19 protein-coding genes and 2 pseudogenes are annotated in these 17,881 nt (G+C 64.2%); 20 read left to right on the forward strand and 1 reads right to left on the reverse strand.

From position 1 onward, the window contains the following. Positions 1-45 precede the first annotated feature (45 nt). Positions 46-783 (reverse strand): 3-oxoacyl-[acyl-carrier-protein] reductase, encoded by a 738-nt coding sequence (gene fabG / locus VDQ28_RS11550; protein WP_323036077.1) that lies wholly within the window; start codon positions 781-783, stop codon positions 46-48. A gap of 285 nt (positions 784-1,068) precedes the next feature. On the opposite strand from fabG, the gene fabF reads away from it, so the two are divergent. The 20 genes and pseudogenes from fabF (at position 1,069) to VDQ28_RS11655 (ending at position 17,881) form a co-directional block, all read left to right on the forward strand. Next, a complete protein-coding gene (fabF, locus tag VDQ28_RS11555) occupies positions 1,069-2,331 on the forward strand; it encodes a beta-ketoacyl-ACP synthase II (protein ID WP_323036078.1) in 1,263 nt (420 codons plus the stop codon). Next, positions 2,331-3,482 carry an endolytic transglycosylase MltG gene (gene mltG / locus VDQ28_RS11560; RefSeq protein ID WP_323036079.1) on the forward strand — a complete coding sequence of 384 codons (1,152 nt, stop codon included), beginning with the start codon at positions 2,331-2,333 and terminating at the stop codon, positions 3,480-3,482. The genes fabF and mltG overlap by 1 nt, the downstream gene beginning before the upstream one ends. A 172-nt stretch (positions 3,483-3,654) precedes the next feature. After that, positions 3,655-4,002 (forward strand): hypothetical protein, encoded by a 348-nt coding sequence (locus VDQ28_RS11565; protein ID WP_323036080.1) that lies wholly within the window; start codon positions 3,655-3,657, stop codon positions 4,000-4,002. A gap of 4 nt (positions 4,003-4,006) precedes the next feature. Then, positions 4,007-5,269 (forward strand): DNA-packaging protein, encoded by a 1,263-nt coding sequence (locus VDQ28_RS11570; protein ID WP_416349372.1) that lies wholly within the window; start codon positions 4,007-4,009, stop codon positions 5,267-5,269. 201 nt (positions 5,270-5,470) lie between these two features. Then, entirely contained in the window at positions 5,471-6,667 is a 1,197-nt protein-coding gene (locus VDQ28_RS11575; RefSeq protein WP_323036081.1) for a phage portal protein, read from the forward strand. After that, positions 6,664-6,909, forward strand: a complete 246-nt coding sequence (locus tag VDQ28_RS11580) for a GTA head formation protein, RCAP_rcc01685 family (protein ID WP_323036082.1) — start codon at positions 6,664-6,666, stop codon at positions 6,907-6,909. Before VDQ28_RS11575 ends, VDQ28_RS11580 begins: the two co-directional genes overlap by 4 nt. 9 nt (positions 6,910-6,918) lie before the next feature. Further along, a complete protein-coding gene (locus tag VDQ28_RS11585) occupies positions 6,919-7,455 on the forward strand; it encodes an HK97 family phage prohead protease (protein WP_323036083.1) in 537 nt (178 codons plus the stop codon). Positions 7,456-7,561: 106 nt separating this feature from the next. Next, positions 7,562-8,785, forward strand: a complete 1,224-nt coding sequence (locus VDQ28_RS11590; protein WP_323036084.1) for a phage major capsid protein — start codon at positions 7,562-7,564, stop codon at positions 8,783-8,785. 201 nt (positions 8,786-8,986) lie between these two features. After that, positions 8,987-9,439 (forward strand): head-tail connector protein, encoded by a 453-nt coding sequence (locus tag VDQ28_RS11595; RefSeq protein WP_323036085.1) that lies wholly within the window; start codon positions 8,987-8,989, stop codon positions 9,437-9,439. Between the two features lies 1 nt (position 9,440). Then, on the forward strand, positions 9,441-9,578 hold the full coding sequence (locus tag VDQ28_RS11600) for a hypothetical protein (RefSeq protein WP_323036086.1): 138 nt from the start codon (positions 9,441-9,443) through the stop codon (positions 9,576-9,578). Beyond that, positions 9,578-9,913: a head-tail adaptor protein gene (locus VDQ28_RS11605; RefSeq protein ID WP_323036087.1), complete on the forward strand. Its 336-nt coding sequence runs from the start codon at positions 9,578-9,580 to the stop codon at positions 9,911-9,913. Before VDQ28_RS11600 ends, VDQ28_RS11605 begins: the two co-directional genes overlap by 1 nt. Further along, entirely contained in the window at positions 9,910-10,317 is a 408-nt protein-coding gene (locus tag VDQ28_RS11610; protein WP_323036088.1) for a DUF3168 domain-containing protein, read from the forward strand. The genes VDQ28_RS11605 and VDQ28_RS11610 overlap by 4 nt, the downstream gene beginning before the upstream one ends. A gap of 25 nt (positions 10,318-10,342) precedes the next feature. Then, a pseudogene (locus VDQ28_RS11615) lies at positions 10,343-10,750 on the forward strand (phage major tail protein, TP901-1 family); the annotation flags it as partial. Positions 10,751-10,824: 74 nt separating this feature from the next. After that, complete coding sequence (locus tag VDQ28_RS11620) at positions 10,825-11,148, forward strand: gene transfer agent family protein (RefSeq protein ID WP_323036089.1); 324 nt, start codon at positions 10,825-10,827, stop codon at positions 11,146-11,148. After that, positions 11,145-11,498, forward strand: coding sequence for a phage tail assembly chaperone (locus tag VDQ28_RS22595; protein ID WP_416349373.1), 354 nt, complete (start codon positions 11,145-11,147; stop codon positions 11,496-11,498). Before VDQ28_RS11620 ends, VDQ28_RS22595 begins: the two co-directional genes overlap by 4 nt. Continuing rightward, positions 11,416-12,021, forward strand: a complete 606-nt coding sequence (locus VDQ28_RS11630; RefSeq protein ID WP_416349425.1) for a phage tail tape measure protein — start codon at positions 11,416-11,418, stop codon at positions 12,019-12,021. Before VDQ28_RS22595 ends, VDQ28_RS11630 begins: the two co-directional genes overlap by 83 nt. A 3-nt stretch (positions 12,022-12,024) precedes the next feature. Further along, on the forward strand, positions 12,025-12,657 hold the full coding sequence (locus tag VDQ28_RS11635) for a DUF2460 domain-containing protein (protein ID WP_323036091.1): 633 nt from the start codon (positions 12,025-12,027) through the stop codon (positions 12,655-12,657). Next, on the forward strand, positions 12,654-13,496 hold the full coding sequence (locus tag VDQ28_RS11640; protein ID WP_323036092.1) for a DUF2163 domain-containing protein: 843 nt from the start codon (positions 12,654-12,656) through the stop codon (positions 13,494-13,496). Before VDQ28_RS11635 ends, VDQ28_RS11640 begins: the two co-directional genes overlap by 4 nt. After that, positions 13,489-13,935, forward strand: a complete 447-nt coding sequence (locus tag VDQ28_RS11645; RefSeq protein WP_323036093.1) for an NlpC/P60 family protein — start codon at positions 13,489-13,491, stop codon at positions 13,933-13,935. Before VDQ28_RS11640 ends, VDQ28_RS11645 begins: the two co-directional genes overlap by 8 nt. 17 nt (positions 13,936-13,952) lie before the next feature. Beyond that, a pseudogene (locus tag VDQ28_RS11655) lies at positions 13,953-17,881 on the forward strand (baseplate multidomain protein megatron).

Consider the following 17,881-nt stretch of genomic DNA (forward strand, 5'->3'; position numbering starts at 1 on the left):
TTGGATGGGCTGGCGATTCGGGGCGTGAGCCGCCAACCGGACGGCTCAGAGCATCGCCATGCCGCCGTTCACATGCAGCGTCGTTCCCGTGACATAGGCCGCCTCGGGCGACGCAAGATACAGCACGGCGGCGGCGATTTCCTCGGGTGTGCCCATACGACCGGCGGGAATCTGGGCGTTGATCTTGTCCTTTTGGTCATCGGTCAGCTTGTCGGTCATTGCCGTGGCGATAAACCCGGGGGCCACGGCATTGGCGGTGATGCCACGGGTCGCGACCTCGGCGGCGATGGATTTGGTCATGCCGATCAACCCCGCCTTGGAGGCCGCGTAGTTGACCTGCCCGGGGTTGCCCGTGGCGCCGACTATCGACGAGATGTTGACGATCCGGCCCCACCGGGCCTTCATCATCGGGCGCATGACGGCGCGGCACAGGCGCATCGAGGCGGTCAGGTTCACATCAAGGACCGAGGCCCAGTCATCATCGGACATGCGCATGAAAATCTGGTCGCGCGTGATCCCGGCGTTGTTCACAAGGATATCCAACCCACCCATCGCGGCAATCGCGGCTTTGGGCAACGCCTCGACAGAGGCGGGATCGGACAGGTTGCACGGCAAGACATGCGCGCGCTCACCGAGCTCGGCGGCCAGGGCATTCAGCGGCTCTTCGCGGGTGCCGGACAGGCCGACGGTTGCGCCTGATGCATGAAGTGTGCGGGCGATGGCGGCGCCGATGCCACCCGAAGCCCCGGTAATCAAAGCGCGTTTGCCGCTGAGGTCGAACATGGGGGTATCCTTTGTGTCGTTTCGTATGGTGGTTGGCCGTGTCAGGGGGCCAGCCCCCTCTGGCCTGCGGCCATTCACCCCCGGAGTATTTTCCGGCAAGATGAAGGGGGTATGGCGTCGAGATCGTACGCGGCGTGAGTTTATCAGGGTCGAACCCCGGACACCAGAGAGGGGCGCTGCGGGGGGCTGATGCGCGCGCAACCGCCGATCATGGATGCAGGGCGGGCTTTTCCCGCGTGGAAACAATGTGTATCAGGCAAGGAAAGCCTAGTCGGAGGAATGCAGATGCGCCGAGTCGTTGTGACGGGTCTGGGGATGGTGACACCGCTTGCCTGCGGTGTCGAAGAAACATGGAAACGACTGATCGCCGGGCAATCCGGGGCGGGTCCGATCACGGGATTCGACGCCAGTCATCTTGCGACGACCTATGCTTGCGAAATTCCCCTCGGTGACGGAAGCGACGGCACGTTCAATCCGGACGACTGGATGGCGCCAAAAGAGCAGCGCAAGGTGGATAAGTTCATCCTGTATGGCATTGCGGCGGCGCAACAAGCGGTCGAGGATTCGGGCTGGATGCCGGAGGGCGAGGAGGATCGTCTGCGCACGGGTGTGATGATCGGTGCGGGTATTGGCGGGTTGAGCACTATTGCCGAAACGGCAATCCTGCTGAAAGAGCGTGGCCCGCGGCGGGTGTCGCCGTTCTTTATTCCGGGGTGTCTGATCAACCTGATTTCGGGGCAAGTGAGCATTCGGTATGGGTTCAAGGGGCCGAACCATGCGGTGGTCACGGCGTGCTCGACGGGTGCCCACGCGATCGGCGATGCCGCGCGGTTGATCCAGTGGGGTGATGCCGAGGTGATGATCGCCGGAGGCGCGGAAGCTCCGATCAGCGAGCTGGGCATTGCCGGGTTCAATGCCTGCAAAGCATTGTCCACCAAGCGGGGCGACAGCCCGCAAACCGCCAGCCGCCCCTATGACGCCGACCGCGACGGGTTCGTGATGGGTGAAGGCGCGGGAGTGGTGGTGCTGGAAGAATATGAGCACGCCAAGGCGCGCGGCGCAAAGATTTACTGCGAAATCGTGGGGTATGGTCTGTCGGGCGATGCCTATCACATCACCGCCCCGGCCGAGGATGGCGATGGTGGCTACCGGGCGATGGAGGCGGCGTTGAAGCGCGCCGGGCTGGCGCCGAGTGCGGTGGATTACATCAACGCACATGGCACCTCGACGATGGCGGACACCATCGAATTGGGGGCGGTCGAACGCTTGCTGGGGGACGCGGCGTCAAAGGCGACGATGTCCTCGACCAAGTCGTCGATCGGGCATTTGCTGGGCGCGGCTGGCGCGGTCGAGGCGATCTTCTGTGTGCTGGCGTTGCGCGATCAGGTTGCGCCACCGACGATCAACCTGGATAACCCGGCGGTGACTCCGAAATTGGACCTTGCGGCAAACCAGGCCCGACACCGCAAGATCGACGTTGCCCTTTCCAACTCCTTCGGCTTTGGCGGCACCAATGCCAGCCTGGTCATGAGGAAGGTCACTGACTGATGTGGAAGCATTTTGCGGCCAACGTGCTGACGCTGATGATCGTCGGCCTTGTGGTCTTGGCCGGGCTTGCGGCGATGGCGCAGCGGGCGTTTGTGGCCGAAGGACCGCTTGAGCAGGCGATCTGCCTGCGCGTTGAGCAAGGTGCAAACCTGCGTGGCGTGACGGCATCGTTGGAGGCGCAGAATGCCATTTCCAATGGCATGCTGTTCCGCGTCGGTGCGCAATATGACGGGCGCGACAGCCAGTTGCGGTTCGGCTCGTATCTGGTGCCCGAAGGCGCGTCGATGACCGAGATTCTGGATATCGTGACGCGCGGCGGGGCCTCGACCTGCGGCACCGAAGTGGTGCTGCGGATCGGCGTGACGCAATCGGAATATCTGGTGCGCGAGTTGGACCCGGCGACCAACCGGTTCGAGGAAGTCCTGGAGTTGCCACTGGAGGCGACGGAGTTTCCCGAGGAATATCAGCGCATTATCGAACAGCCAGACACACGGTATCGCATCGCGGTTGCCGAAGGAACGACCAGCTGGCAGGTCTGGAATGCGATCAATACTGCGGAATTCCTGAGCGGTACGGTCGCAGACGTGCCAGCGGAAGGTACGCTATCGCCGGACAGCTATGAAATGCGCCGCGACGCGGATCGTACAGCGCTGATTACTGACATGCAGGCCCGTCAGGCGGCCATTCTGGCAGAGGCCTGGGCGCAGCGCGTCGACGGACTGCCGTTCGCGACGCCCGAAGAAGCCCTGATCATGGCATCGATCGTCGAGAAGGAAACCGGCGTCGCCGAGGAGCGCCGCGTGGTGGCCAGTGTGTTCATCAACCGCCTGCGCGTGCCGATGCGGTTGCAGACCGATCCCACTGTGATCTACGGAATCACTTTGGGTCAGCGGGTTCTGGGGCGCGGATTGCGGCGGTCCGAATTGGACGCCGTGACGCCCTATAATACCTATCGAATCGATGGTTTGCCACCAACGCCGATTGCCAACCCCGGGCGGGCCAGCATCGAGGCGGTGATGAACCCGGAGGACACGGAGTACGTCTTCTTCGTCGCTGATGGCACGGGTGGCCACGTCTTTGCAACGACATTGGCCGAGCATAATCAGAACGTTGCGCGGTGGCGGCAGATCGAAGTGGAGCGAAATCAATAAGGTTTTAGCCAAATTTGACTTTCATCCTAAGTGTGTGAAAATTGACTTGGCGCGCGCTCTGGTGTAGTGATTTTGGCAAGCTGGAAGAATTGGGCAAGCGGCACAGGGGTACTCCCCCGGTGCCGCTTTTCCTGTTCCCTCGCACGGAGCGGCGAAACAGCGGGTTACACGCATGGACAAAAACGACCCCCGAGAGGGGGAGGGTGAGCTGCGCCATTTGCTGGTGCAGGCAGAGCGTCAATTCTGGGCTTCGGGCGATGCACTCGATGCCGTAATCGCAGACATCAAAGACGGAAAATTCGGGGCGACGAAAGATCTTTCGGCCGTCATCGCGAGTTTACGCAAAGGGTTGGAGGCCGTTTTCAGTGAACGCGCAAAGCTTGAAAAATACGAATCCGATGTCGGACCCCGAGACGGAGAGTTGGATCTCGGGGCCGCACGCACCGAGGTCCGACGCCGAATGGATCGCCTGCGCACCACATTCAGTCCGCGAGAGATTTCTGGCGGATCTGACGGATAAAGCCTTGTTGGCGCTGCCCTGGCTGTTCGAGTTCTGGGCGATGCCGCACCAATTGCCGCCCGAAGGCGCGTGGCGGTCGTGGGTCTGTATGGGGGGACGTGGTGCGGGAAAAACCCGCGCCGGAGCCGAATGGGTGCGCGCACAAGTCGAGGGCGCGGGGCCGCGTGATCCCGGCCGCGCGCAACGGATCGCCCTGATTGGCGAAACTCATGATCAAGTGCGCGAAGTGATGATCTTTGGCGACAGCGGCATTCTGGCCTGCTCGCCGCCCGATCGTCGCCCGAAATGGGAGGCCACACGCCGTCGTCTGGTCTGGCCCAACGGCGCCGTGGCGCAGTGTTTTTCGGCGCACGAGCCCGAAGCCCTGCGCGGGCCGCAATTCGATGCGGCCTGGGCGGATGAATTGGGCAAGTGGAAAAAGGCCGATGAGGTCTGGGACATGCTGCAATTTGCGCTGCGCCTGGGCGATCAGCCGCAATGCGTGGTGACAACGACGCCGCGCGCGCAGGCGACCCTGAAAGGGTTGCTCAAGAACCCCTCGACCGTTCTGACGCAAGCGCCGACCCAAGCCAATCGCGCCTGGTTGGCCGACAGTTTCCTGACCGAGATCGAGACGCGCTATGGCGGCACACGCTTGGGACGGCAGGAACTGGAAGGCGTGCTGTTGGATGACACCGAGGGCACGCTGTTCCCGCAGGCCTTGTTGGACGGGTGCCGCATCGACAAGGCTCCGGCGGTTGATCGCGTGGTCGTCGCGCTTGACCCGGCGGTGACCGGGCACGCAGGCTCGGATCTCTGCGGAATCGTGGTCGTCGGCGCGGTCACACAGGGGCCGGTGGCGGATTGGCGCGCCTATGTACTGGAGGACGCCAGCATTCGGGCCTCTAGTCCGACAGACTGGGCAAATGCGGCGATTGAGGCGATGCAACGCCACGGTGCCGAGAAACTGGTGGCCGAGGTCAATCAGGGCGGCGATCTGGTGGCCAGCGTCCTGCAACAAGTGGACCCGCTGATCCCCTATCGGGGCGTGCACGCGACGCGCGGCAAGTCGGCGCGGGCGGAACCCGTGGCGGCGCTATATGAGCAAGGCCGGGTAAAGCATCTGCGCGGGCTCGGCCCGTTGGAAGAGCAAATGGCGCAAATGACCGCCCAAGGCTTTCGCGGCACCGGCAGCCCGGATCGGCTGGATGCCTTGGTCTGGGCCTTGCACGAGCTGATGCTGGAGCCAGCCGCCAAATGGCGCCGCCCGCGCGTGCGTTCGCTCTGATCGTCATCATCTTGCCAAAAATACTCTGGGGGGTGAGCCGCGCAGCGGCGAGGGGGGCAACGCCCCCTTTTTTCCTGTGTTGCGCTCCAGCACGGACCACCGCGCGGTGCCCTTCCGGAATGGCAAGCTTTTGACGCGATAACTCCATTCAAGGCCGAGGCACCAGGCAATCACGGGTGCCACGCGACAAGGAGGCAATGCATGTTCGATTTCTTACGCAAGCCGGTGGCAGCTCCCGAGGCCAAGGCGTCGGCTGTTGGGCCGTTGACGGCCGGAGCAGTCGGGCGGATGGCAGCGATTCAGGCGGCAACACAGCCACGCTGGACGGCGCGCGATACCGTCTCGCTGACCCGCGCCGGGTTTCAGGGCAATCCGGTCGGCTTCCGCGCGGTTCGTCTGATTTCCGAGGCAGCAGCCGCGCTGCCAATGGTCTTGCAAGACTGCGATCGCCGCTATGACCAGCACCCGTTGCTGGGCTTGCTGCGACGCCCGAATCCGGCGCAAGGCCGCGCCGAGTTTCTTGAGGCGGTCTATGCACAGATCCTGCTTTCTGGCAGCGCCTATATCGAGGCGGTCGCCGGGTCCGAGACCGGACTGCCCGCCGAACTGCATGTGCTGCGCTCTGACCGCATGAGCGTCATTCCGGGCACCGACGGCTGGCCTGCGGGCTATGAATACGCGGTAGGGGGTCGCAAGCATCGCTTTGTGGCCGGTGATGGCCCGTCGCCGATTTGCCATGTGCGCTCTTATCATCCGCTGGACGATCACTATGGGCTGTCGCCCATCGAGGCCGCCGCGACCGCGTTGGATGTGCACACCAGTGCCAGCCGCTGGTCGAAGGCGTTGCTGGACAATGCCGCGCGGCCGTCGGGGGCGATTGTTTTCCGCGGTTCGGACGGTCAGACCTCGATGTCGCCCGAGCAATTCGAGCGGTTGCAGGAAGAAATGGAGATGCATCATCAGGGCGCGCGCAATGCGGGTCGGCCGATGTTGCTGGAGGGCGGCCTGGACTGGAAGCCCATGGGCTTCAGCCCCTCGGATATGGAATTCCACAAGACCAAAGAGGCCGCCGGGCGCGAGATTGCCCTCGCCTTTGGGGTGCCGCCGATGCTGCTGGGGATCACCGGTGATGCGACCTACGCCAATTACCAAGAGGCCAATCGCGGGTTCTATCGTCTGACGGTGCTGCCCTTGGCGGCCAAGGTCACGGATTCGCTGTCGCATTGGCTGTCGGGTTACGTCGGCGAGGCTTTGGAGCTGAAACCTGACCTCGATCAAGTGCCCGCCTTGGCGATCGAGCGCGATCAACATTGGCGCCGGGTGGCCGAGGCCGAGTTCTTGTCTGACGCCGAAAAGCGCGCGCTTCTGGGGCTTTCGCCACGGTCGGAGGGTGCATGACGGCGCAGAAACGCTCAGTCGGCGGGTCTCGGTTTCTCTATGACAGCTTTGACCTCGCACAGGCCCGGATTGATGCCCAGGAGCGCGTCGACATCGAGCGCCGCGCCGGCATGGAGTATCGGCTGGGCCGCATCGAAGAGGGTCTGGAGCGTATCGAGCGGCGCTTGTGGCTGGTGGTTTACGGGGTGGCGTCGGGCGTGCTGGTGCACGGGGCGCTGGCTCTTTTGGTGGCACGGATCTGAGGAGAGACGATGACAGGGCTGGAAACAAAATTCACCCAACCGGGTGTGGCATTGTCCGACGGATCGCTGATCCGGGGCTATGCGTCGGTGTTTGGCGTCAAGGATCGCGGCGGTGATATCGTCATGCCCGGTGCCTATAGCGCCAGCCTGAAACGGCTGACCGAGGCCGGCGGCGGGGTGCGGATGCTGTGGCAACACGATCAGGGCCAACCGATTGGCGTCTGGGATGAAGTTGTCGAGGATACGCACGGATTGCGGGTCCGGGGCCGTCTGCTGACCGATGTGGCCAAGGGCCGCGAGGCGGCGGCGCTGATGGCGGCGGGTGCGGTCGACGGATTGTCGATTGGCTACCGCACGCTTCGGGCGGAAAAACAGACTGGCGGCGGGCGGCGGCTCTATGAATTGGAGCTTTGGGAGGTGTCGTTGGTGACCTTCCCGATGCTGCCGGTGGCGCGGGTCTCGGCCAAGGAAGACACCCGTGGCGAAAGCCTGATGGCGGTGTTTGCCAAGGGCTTGGACGAGGCGCGAGGCGCGCTGAAACGCTGAACCCCATGCGTTTCACAACAGACAGCGCACGGGCTTTCGGCCTGTGCGGTGGAGGCGGGTGCCGTGGTGCGGCCTGCCGTACCAGGACAACCCAGAAAGGATGGACATGAACAGCAGCGATTTTCCCGGCTCCGATATCCAATTCGGCCAGGGCAATGACGAGGCGCAAGAGCCGGTCGGCGAGGCGGCGCAACTGAAGACTGCGATGGAGGGGTTTGTGAACGAAATCAAATCTTTCCGCGCAGATGTAACGGGCAATTTGAAAAAACAGGACGAGCGACTGACCATGCTGGACCGTAAATTTACCACCAAGACCGCGCGCCCCGTGCTGGCGCAATCCGACGCTGGCCAAGGCCTGCACCTGAAGGCGTTCGACGCCTATCTGCGCAGCGGCGACGACGACGCGCTGCGGGGCATCGTGCTGGAAGGCAAGGGCATGAACACCGCCGTAAACTCGGAGGGTGGCTATCTTGTGGATCCGCAAACCTCCGAGCGGATTCAGGGCGTGCTTTATGCCTCGGCCTCGATCCGGGCAATTGCAAGCGTTGTGCAGGTCGAAGCCGGCTCGTTTGATGTGCTGGTCGACCACGGCGATGTCGGGTCCGGTTGGGCGACCGAAGCAGGCCCGATCGCCGAAACCGGCAGCGCCGCGATTGATCGCATCTCGATCAAGCTGCACGAGCTGTCAGCGATGCCAAAGGCCAGCCAGCGGTTGCTGGAAGACAGCGCCTTTGACGTCGAGGGCTGGCTGGCCGACCGCATCGCGCAGAAGTTTGCACGCGCCGAGGCTGCGTCCTTTATCGCCGGTGACGGCGTGGACAAGCCGCGCGGCATCCTGAACCACACGATTGCCGCCAATGACACGGCGGTCTGGGGGCAGTTGGGTTATGTTGCAACGGGCGCCGCTGGCGATTTTGACGGCACCAACCCAGCCGATGCCATCGTCGATCTGGTTTATGCCTTGGAGGCGGGTTACCGCGCCAATGCGGCTTTCGTGATGAATTCGAAAACCGCCGGTGCGGTGCGCAAGATGAAGGACGCCGATGGTCGCTTCTTGTGGTCGGACGGCCTGGCCGCAGGCGAGCCCGCGCGCTTGATGGGCTACCCGGTGCTGATCGCCGAGGATATGCCCGACATTGCCGCCGATGCCCACGGCATCGCCTTTGGTGACTTCCGCGCGGGTTATACCGTCGCCGAGCGCCCTGATCTGCGCGTGCTGCGCGACCCGTTCAGCGCCAAGCCACACGTCCTGTTCTATGCCACCAAGCGGGTCGGCGGCGATGTGACGGACTTCAACGCGATCAAATTGCTGAAGTTCTCGGTCTCGTAACGCCCTGAGACTGCACAAGATTGGGCCGACCCCAAGGGCGGGGTCGGTTCGATGGCGGCGCAGGCGTGAACGGCGGGCCCTCTGGGCTTTTCGCCTCGTATCGTCCGGCTGCTCCCTATCCGTGCGAGCGGTACGGGGACGCGCCTGCGCCGGTTTTCAGCCCCAAAGATCTAGCCACCCAGTGGCGCCAAGGAGGCAAGCATGGATTTGATTGAAACCAGTTTGGTAGATGACGGCGACCTGCCCGTTGCAGCGTTTCGCGCGCATCTGCGTCTGGGCGCAGGCTTTGCCGACGAGGCGACCGCAGACACGCTGCTGATCCAGTATCTGCGCGCAGCCATTGCGGTGATCGAGGCGCGCACCGGCAAGGCCCTGATGACACGCGGCTTTCGGCTGACCCTGCCGCGGTGGCGCTGGGCCGATGCACAGGCCCTGCCGGTGGCCCCGGTCTCGGCGATCACGGCCCTGACCCTGCGCGATGTGGCGGGAACGCCCAACGTGGTCGAGGCGTCGCGTTATCGCCTGGTGACCGAGCGGCACCGCCCGCAGGTCGCGGCGACAGGTGCGGTTCTGCCAATGGTGCCCACCAAGGGTTCCGCCGAGGTTGATTTCACCGCCGGCTTTTGGCGCGATCTGGGACGCAGTTCCGGATGACTTGCGCCAGGCGGTGATGCTGCTGGCCGCGCAGTTTTATGAAAACCGCGCCGAGGGTGACGCAGCGTTGCCGGGTGCCGTCGAGGCGCTGATCGCGCGTTGGGTGCCTGTTCGGATCACCGCAGGGGGGCATCGCTGATGGCCTATGCCCTGAACCGACCGATGGTGCTGGAGGAGGTCGCAACGACCCCCGATGGCGCGGGCGGCTACACGACCAGCTGGACCGCGCTGGGCACGCTCTGGGCCGAGTTGCGCGCCGGGTCCGGCACGCAACAACGCGGCGCGATTGCCCCCGAGGGGCGCATGAGTTTCCGCATCTATCTGCGCGCCGCGCCGCAAGGCAGCCCACAGCGCCCGCGCCCCGATCAACGCCTGCGCGAGGGGAGCCGTGTGTTCACCATTCTGGCGGTCTCCGAGGCCGATCCCCAAGGCGCCTATCTGTTGTGCCACGCCCGCGAGGAGGTGCCCGCATGAGCTATCAATCAGCCGCCGCCCTGCAGCAGGCGTTGTACGACATGCTGACCAATGATCCCACGTTGACCGGGTTGTTGCCGGGGGGCGTGCATGACGCGCCGCTGCCGGGAACGCCGCAGGGCACCTATGGCGTGCTTGGCGTCGAGGATGCCATCGACCGCTCCGATATCACCGGGCCGGGCGCAGAGCACCGGGTGGGGATAGCGGTGGTCAGTGACGCCTCGGGGTTCCTGGTTGCCAAAAGTGCCGCGGCACGAATTTCGCAGATTCTGCCCGACATGCAGCCAGCCCTGAGCACGGGGCGTGTCGTGGCGATCTGGTTTCATCAAGCGCGTGCGCGGCAGGTCGAGGGCGGCAGTATCCGCCGGATCGACCTGACATTCCGCGTGCGTATCGAAGGCTAATTCATAGACATAAGGAGTGCCTGCCATGGCGGTGCAAAGCGGCAAGGATCTGTTGATCAAAATGGACATGACCGGAGCGGGTCAGTTCGAAACCATCGCGGGGCTGCGCGCATCGCGCATCAGCTTCAACGCCGAGACGGTCGATGTGACCAGTCTCGACAGCCTGGGCGGCTGGCGCGAGTTGCTGGCGGGCGCGGGTGTCAAGGCGGCGTCGATCTCGGGCTCGGGCGTGTTCCGCGATGCGGCGACGGATGAACGGGCGCGCGCCGTGTTCTTCAACGGCGAAATTCCGGATTTTCAGGTGATCATCCCGGATTTCGGCACCGTCGAGGGCGCGTTCCAGATCACCAGCATCGAATACGCCGGCTCGTATAACGGCGAGGCGACGTATGAGTTGTCCTTGGCCTCGGCCGGGGCGTTGGAATTCGTTGCCGCAACCGCCGGGGCCGCCGCGCCGCTGGATTACATGGGCGACGGTGGTGATCAGCCTCCGGCGGAGCCTGAGGCATGAGCAACCCTTATGCGGGCGAGGTGGCGCTGGTCATCAATGGCGAGCGGCGGGTGTTGAAACTCACGCTGGGGGCCTTGGCCGAACTCGAAGGCGCGCTCGGGGCTCAAAGCCTCGTCGCGCTGGTCGAGAAATTCGAGGGCGGTGCGTTCTCGGCGCGTGATGTGATGGCGTTGATCCTGGCCGGGCTGCATGGCGCGGGCCAGAGCACCAACGCCGACGATCTGCTGCACGCCGATATCGAGGGCGGCGCGGTGGCGGCGGCGCGCGCGGCGGCGCGGTTGCTGGCCTTGGCCTTTGCCTTGCCAGAGGCCCGCGCGTGACACGACCAAGCGGATTGGACTGGCCGGGTTTGCTGAGCGCGGGGCTGCATGGCCTCGGGCTGAAGCCCGCCGAATTCTGGGCGCTGACGCCCATCGAACTGATGCTGATGCTGGGACGGGATCAAACCGCCGAGGGAAGCTTTACGCGGGATCGCCTGGAGGCCCTGCTGCGGCAGTTTCCGGACCAGACAGCACCGCAGAAAACGGAGACGGATGATGGCGGCAATGGACGAACTGGCCGTGCAACTGGCAGAGCTGGAAGCACGGATGGCGGCGACCTCGGATATGGTGTCGAGCCTCGATTCCGGTCTTGCAGACATGGGGCGCAGCCTGATCGAGACAAACCGTGAAATGACCGGTCTGTCGCGGTCGCTGGGCAGCGGCTTGCGCAAGGCTTTTGATGGCGTGGTGTTTGACGGGATGCGCCTGTCGGATGCGATGCGCTCGCTGGGGCGTTCGATCTCGGATGCGATCTATTCGGCAACCATGCGGCCGGTGCAATCGGCGCTGGGCGGGGCGATGTCCTCGATGATCAGCAGCATGATGGGCGGTGCCTTGCCCTTTGCCAATGGCGCGTCGTTCAGTCAGGGCCGGGTGATGCCCTTTGCCCAAGGCGGCGTGGTGTCGTCGCCGGTTGCCTTTCCGATGCGGGGCGGCACAGGCCTGATGGGCGAGGCCGGGCCTGAGGCGATCATGCCGCTGACCCGTGGGGCTGATGGCCGCCTGGGCGTGCGCGCGGCAGGCGGCGGTGGGCGGGCGATGAATGTGGTGATCAACGTCTCAACGCCCGACGTTTCGGGCTTTCAGCGTAGCCAGTCGCAAATCGCGGCGCAAATGCAGCGTCTCTTGACGCAAGGCCAAAGGAACTACTGAACAATGAGCTTTCATGAAATCAGATTTCCCGCGAACCTGAGTTTTGGGTCTCTCGGCGGGCCGGAGCGGCGCACCGAGATTGTCACGCTGGCCAACGGGTTCGAGGAACGCAACACGCCCTGGGCGCAGGCGCGGCGTCGCTATGATGCCGGGCTTGGCCTACGCTCGCTCGATGATGTCGAGCGGTTGATCGCGTTTTTCGAGGCGCGTCAGGCGATGCTGCATGGCTTTCGCTGGAAGGATTGGGCGGATTTCAAATCCTGCCGCGCCTCGCGCAGCGTCACGGCGCTCGATCAGTCTTTGGGGTATGGTGACGGTGCCCGCAAGACCTTCCAACTGACGAAAACCTATCGTTCGGGCGACTGGGAAACGGTGCGTACAATCACCAAACCCGTCGCCGGAACCGTGCTGGCGGCAATCGCCGGGACCGAGGTTGGCGAAAGCCTGGCGTGGTCGGTTGATCTGGCAACCGGGCTCATCACCTTCGACTCGCCGCCTGCAGTTGGTGCCGAGATCACTGTCGGCTATGAATTCGACGTGCCGGTGCGTTTTGACACCGACCTGATCCAGGTTTCGGTCGCCAGTTTTCAGGCGGGCGATGTGCCCAAGGTTCCCGTGGTTGAGGTGCGCCAATGACCGATCTGACCACGACACGCGCCCGGGCCTGGGCGCTGGAACGGCGGGATGGCACCGTCATGGGCTTCACCGACCATGACCGCGATCTGACGTTTGACAGCTTGGTATTCCGTGCGGGCACCGGCATGAGCGCCAGCGCCGTGGTGCAGGCCACTGGTCTTGCGGTGGATAACACCGAAGCGGCGGGCGCGCTCAGTCATTCGGGTTTACGCGAAGAAGATATCCTGGCCGGGCGCTATGATGGCGCGGCCCTGACCATCTGGGAAGTGGATTGGGCCGATGTGTCCGCCCGTCGCATGCTGTTTCGCGGCTCTTTGGGGGAAATCACCCGCGCGGGCGGCGCATTTCGCGCGGAACTGCGCGGCCTCACCGAGGCCCTGTCGCAATCGGGCGGGCGCGTTTTTGGCACGATGTGCCCCGCAGTTCTGGGCGATGGCGCTTGCGGATTCGACGTGGGGCAGACCGGATTTTCGGCGGAGGTGGCGGTGTCAGAAATTGCTGAGGACGGTGCGATCCTGACCGTGCCGGAGCTGCCCGAATTCGCGGCCGGTTGGTTTGTGGATGGCCAGGTGCGGTTTGTCACCGGCGCCGCCCATGGCTTGCGGGCTTCGGTGCGCCGCGAAGAGAAACTGGACGGCGCGCGCCGCTTGCATTTATGGGCGGCCCCGGGTGCGACCCCAGCGGTTGGCGATACGATCCGGATCGAAGCGGGTTGCGACAAACGCTTTGAGACCTGTCGGTTGAAATTCCTCAACCAGTTGAACTTTCAGGGCTTTCCGCATGTCCCCAGTGATGATTGGTTGATGGCGACCCCGCATGCGGGCGACTCGGATGACTGAACGGACACGCGACGATCTGCGCCGCGCCGCTGTGCAAGCGGCGCGGGCGTGGATCGGTACGCCGTATCAGCACCAGGCCTCGGTTCTGGGGGCGGGGTGCGATTGTCTGGGGTTGGTGCGCGGTATCTGGCGCGCGCTGCATGGCCCCGAGGTGCGCGCCATTCCCGCCTATGGTCCGGACTGGTCGGAAACCAGCGGCGACGAGGCCCTGTGGGCGGCTTTGGCGCAGCATCTGACGCCGACCCCGGACGCGATGCAGCCGGGGCAGGTGCTGCTGTTTCGGATGCGCGCCGGCAGTGTCGCCAAGCACCTGGGGATCCTCAGTGATGCGGGTGCCAGCCCGAAATTCATCCACGCTTATAGCGGGCATGGCGTGGTTGAAAGCCCGCTCAGCCCGCCTTGGGCGCGCCGCGTTGTGGCGCGGTTTGACCTGTCTTGATGTGAAGGAGCCTGCAAATGGCGACGTTGCTTTTGTCCGCCGCCGGAGCGGCACTTGGTGCCAACATCGGTGGCGCGGTTCTCGGGCTGTCCGGGATGGTGATCGGCCGTGCGGTGGGGGCAACCCTGGGCCGCTTGATCGACCAACGTTTGTTGGGCGGATCCGGTGCGGTTGAAACGGGCCGTATCCAACGCTTGCAGGTTACTGGTGCCGGCGAGGGTGTTGCCCTGCCAGTGCTTTGGGGGCGGATGCGGGTCGCCGGGCATGTGATCTGGGCCTCTGACTTTGAAGAAGTACAGGGCCGTTCGCGCCGCACCAAAGGCGGCCTTGGCCCGCGCGTCACCGAAGAGTCGCGCTATATCGTCAGCCTCGCCATTGCGCTGTGTGAGGGCGAGATCGCCGGGGTTGGCCGGATGTGGGCGTATGGCGATGAGATCGCGCCCAAAGATCTGAACATGCGCGTTTATACCGGCGCTGCGGATCAAATGCCGGACCCGAAGATCTCGGCGGTTCTCGGTCCGGATAAAACGCCGGCCTATCGTGGCACGGCTTATGTCGTGATCGAAGACCTCGACCTTGGGCCCTATGGCAACCGACTGCCCAGCTTTGCGTTCGAGGTTATTCGCCCCGCGCAAGCCGAAGGGCAGACGACGCTGCAACAGGCCATTCAGGGTGTGGCCTGGATGCCCGGTTCCGGCGAATACACCTTGGCGACCGAGCCTGTTCTGGTAACGGAAAGCAGCGGTTCATCCGATATTCTTGGGTTCTTGCAAACCTCGAGTCGGCAAGCAAACGTGAACTCTCCATCAGGCGAGCCCGATTTCCCGACGGCGCTGTCGGCGCTGCAAACGGAACTGCCCGCCGTCAAATCCGGGTTGCTGATTTCGTCGTGGTTCGGCGATGATCTGCGGTGTTCAAGCTGCGTGATCAAGCCGAAAGTGGAATACAACTCGGCCAATGGCAAAGAGCAACCCTGGTCGGTCAGCGGCGTTGATCGTGCGACCGCAGACGAAGTGGCGCGTTCGGCCGGCAACCCGGTTTACGGCGGCACACCCTCGGATGCGTCGGTGTTGCAGGCGATCAAGGCGATGAACGACGCGGGGCAGGCGGTGGTGTTCTACCCGTTCCTGCTGATGGAGCAACTGGCGGCCAATGGTCTGCCGGATCCGTGGTCCGATGCGGAGGATCAGCCGGTTCTGCCGTGGCGCGGCGGATCACCTTGAGCAAGGCGCCGGGACAGGTCGGCACGCCTGATCGCAGCGCAGCCGCCGATGCCGAGGTCGCCGCGTTCTTTGGCACCGTGCAGGCAACTGATTTCACCATTAGCCCCGGTTCGGTGCAATATTCCGGCCCGGAGGAATGGTCGTATCGCCGTTTCATCCTGCATTATGCAGCGCTCTGTGCGGCCTCTGATGGCGTCGAGGCGTTCTGCATCGGCTCTGAAATGCGTGCGCTTACCCAAATTCGCGGCGATGCCGACAGCTTTCCGGCGGTTGCGCAGATGATCAATCTGCTGCACGACGTCCGCACCATTCTGGGTTCGGGTGTCAAGCTGACCTATGCCGCCGACTGGAGCGAGTATTTCGGCTATAACGCAGGCGAGGGGAACCGCTATTTCCACCTCGATGCTCTGTGGTCCGATCCCGAGCTGGATGTGATCGGCATCGACAATTACATGCCCGCCGCCGATTGGCGCGACGGCGAGTCGCATCTTGATGCGCAAGCCGGTTGGAAATCGCCCTATGACCCTGCCTATCTGCACGCCAATATCGCGGGCGGCGAGGGGTTCGATTGGTATTACCCCGATGCCAAAGCCCGTGACGGCCAGCACCGCGAGGACATCACCGATGGCGAGGGCGAGCCGTGGATCTGGCGCTACAAGGACCTGCGCGCCTGGTGGGAAAACCGCCACACCGAGCGCCTGAACGGGGTGCGCGCCGAGGATCCGACGGATTGGGAGCCACGCTCGAAACCGATCTGGTTCACCGAATACGGTTGTGCCGCGATCGACAAAGGGGCCAATCAGCCGAACGTGTTCCTCGATGCGAAATCCTCGGAATCGGCGGCACCGTATTTCTCGACCGGGCAGCGGGATGATCTGATGCAGATGCAATATCTGCTCTCGCAGCACGCATACTGGACGGACCCGGCCAACAATCCGGCGTCTGACGTCTACGCGGGCGCAATGGTGGATTGGTCGCGCAGCCACGCCTGGGCGTGGGACGCGCGGCCCTGGCCGTGGTTTCCGGGCAATGTCGATCTGTGGTCCGACGGTGAAAACTGGCTGCGAGGGCATTGGTTGACCGGGCGCGCAACCAATCAGCCGCTTGCGGCGGTGATCGCTGAACTGTGCCAGCGTGCCGGCGTGACCGCCTATGATGTCAGCGGCCTCTATGGCGTGGTGCGCGGCTATGCCGTGGCCTCGACCGCCACCGGACGCTCGGCCTTGCAGCCTTTGATGATGGCGCATGGCGTCGAGGCGGTCGAGCGCGATGGAAAACTGATCTTTCGGATGCGCGACGGTCGCGATCCGGTGGCGTTGGAGCAGGGCAATCTTGCCGCGCGCGACGGCGGCGATTTGTCCGTAACCCGTGGGCCAGAGGCCGAAAAAACCGGCCGCCTGCGCCTGACCTATATCGAGGCCGAGGGGCAATTCGAGACCCGCAGCGCCGAGGCGGTGATGCCCGACGAGGTCAGCGGCGATGTCGCCAATAGCGAATTGGCGGTGACCTTGACGCGGGGCGAGGCCCGAACCGCGGTCAAACGCTGGCTTTCCGAGGCGCGCGTGGCGCGCGATGTCGCGCGCTTCAGCCTGCCGCCGTCCTCGACCTTGGGCGCGGGCGATGTCGTGTCACTCAAACACGACGGTGCGCGGCGGCTGTATCGCATCGACCGCATGGAATTGACCGGCACGCGCGACGTCGAAGCGGTTCGGATCGAGCCGGGGCTGTACCGTCATACCGAAGGGTCGGATGACTTGCCGCAGGCGGGTGCGTTCCAAGCTGCGGTGCCGGTGCTGCCCTTGTTCCTCGATCTGCCGTTGATGCGCGGCGACGAGGTGCCGCACGCGCCGCATCTGGCGGTGACCGGGCGGCCTTGGCCGGGGTCCGTGGCGGTCTATGATGCGCCGATGGATGGCGGCGCGTTTTCGCTGAACACCACCAAGGGGTTGCGCGCGACCATTGGTGTCACGCGGACGCCTTTGTTCACCGCGACCCATGCCCTTTGGCAACGCGGGCCGGGGGTCGAGGTGATCTTTCCGCAAAGCACCGCGCTGGCCTCGGCCGAAGTCGGAGAATTGCTCGGTGGTGCGAATCTGGCGGCAATCGGTACGGGCGCGGATTGGGAATTGTTCCAGTTCACCCAAGCCACGCTGCTGGAACCGGGTGTCTGGCGTTTGTCGGGGCTGTTGCGCGGGCAATTCGGCACTGACCCGTTGATCCCGTCGGCCTGGGCGCCCGAGTCGCTGGTGGTTCTGCTGGATAGCGCCGTGACTCAGGTTGATCTTGCGCAATCCATGCGCGGCGTCGCTCGGCGCTGGCGCATCGGCTCTGCGGCCTTGGCCTATGATGATCCAAGCTATGTGGAAAGCGTCGAGGCGTTTCAGGGCATCGGATTGCGACCCTACGCACCGGCCCATCTGCGGGCCTCGCGGGTCACGCCGGGGGCCGATCTGTCGGTGGCGTGGACCCGGCGCACCCGGTTGGGTGGTGACAGTTGGGAAGGCTATGACGTGCCGATTTCCGAGGAATCCGAGGCCTATTTGGTGCGCGTCCTGTACAATGGAACCGTCGTGCGCGAAGTCCCGGTATCGGTGCCGCACTATGTTTACTCCAACGCGGATCAAGCCGCGGATGGGGTGGCGGGCGCGTTTACCCTGTCGGTGGCGCAACTGTCCGGCACCTTTGGGCCGGGGTTGTTTGCCAGCCTCTCGGTGCCCGGTTGA

This window comes from Pararhodobacter sp. (assembly GCF_034676545.1).
GTDB lineage: Bacteria > Pseudomonadota > Alphaproteobacteria > Rhodobacterales > Rhodobacteraceae > Pararhodobacter.

Excerpts from the sequence above, each read along its gene's own strand:
- VDQ28_RS11640 (WP_323036092.1), top strand. The coding sequence starts at position 12,654 with ATGACCGATCTGACCACGACACGCGCCCGGGCCTGGGCGCTGGAACGG.
- VDQ28_RS11620 (WP_323036089.1), top strand. The coding sequence starts at position 10,825 with ATGAGCAACCCTTATGCGGGCGAGGTGGCGCTGGTCATCAATGGCGAG.
- VDQ28_RS11635 (WP_323036091.1), top strand. The coding sequence starts at position 12,025 with ATGAGCTTTCATGAAATCAGATTTCCCGCGAACCTGAGTTTTGGGTCT.
- fabF (WP_323036078.1), top strand. The coding sequence starts at position 1,069 with ATGCGCCGAGTCGTTGTGACGGGTCTGGGGATGGTGACACCGCTTGCC.
- fabG (WP_323036077.1), bottom strand. The coding sequence starts at position 783 with ATGTTCGACCTCAGCGGCAAACGCGCTTTGATTACCGGGGCTTCGGGT.
- VDQ28_RS11590 (WP_323036084.1), top strand. The coding sequence starts at position 7,562 with ATGAACAGCAGCGATTTTCCCGGCTCCGATATCCAATTCGGCCAGGGC.
- VDQ28_RS11575 (WP_323036081.1), top strand. The coding sequence starts at position 5,471 with ATGTTCGATTTCTTACGCAAGCCGGTGGCAGCTCCCGAGGCCAAGGCG.
- VDQ28_RS11565 (WP_323036080.1), top strand. The coding sequence starts at position 3,655 with ATGGACAAAAACGACCCCCGAGAGGGGGAGGGTGAGCTGCGCCATTTG.
- VDQ28_RS11630 (WP_416349425.1), top strand. The coding sequence starts at position 11,416 with ATGGCGGCGACCTCGGATATGGTGTCGAGCCTCGATTCCGGTCTTGCA.
- VDQ28_RS11580 (WP_323036082.1), top strand. The coding sequence starts at position 6,664 with ATGACGGCGCAGAAACGCTCAGTCGGCGGGTCTCGGTTTCTCTATGAC.
- VDQ28_RS11605 (WP_323036087.1), top strand. The coding sequence starts at position 9,578 with ATGGCCTATGCCCTGAACCGACCGATGGTGCTGGAGGAGGTCGCAACG.
- mltG (WP_323036079.1), top strand. The coding sequence starts at position 2,331 with ATGTGGAAGCATTTTGCGGCCAACGTGCTGACGCTGATGATCGTCGGC.
- VDQ28_RS11595 (WP_323036085.1), top strand. The coding sequence starts at position 8,987 with ATGGATTTGATTGAAACCAGTTTGGTAGATGACGGCGACCTGCCCGTT.
- VDQ28_RS11585 (WP_323036083.1), top strand. The coding sequence starts at position 6,919 with ATGACAGGGCTGGAAACAAAATTCACCCAACCGGGTGTGGCATTGTCC.
- VDQ28_RS11645 (WP_323036093.1), top strand. The coding sequence starts at position 13,489 with ATGACTGAACGGACACGCGACGATCTGCGCCGCGCCGCTGTGCAAGCG.
- VDQ28_RS11610 (WP_323036088.1), top strand. The coding sequence starts at position 9,910 with ATGAGCTATCAATCAGCCGCCGCCCTGCAGCAGGCGTTGTACGACATG.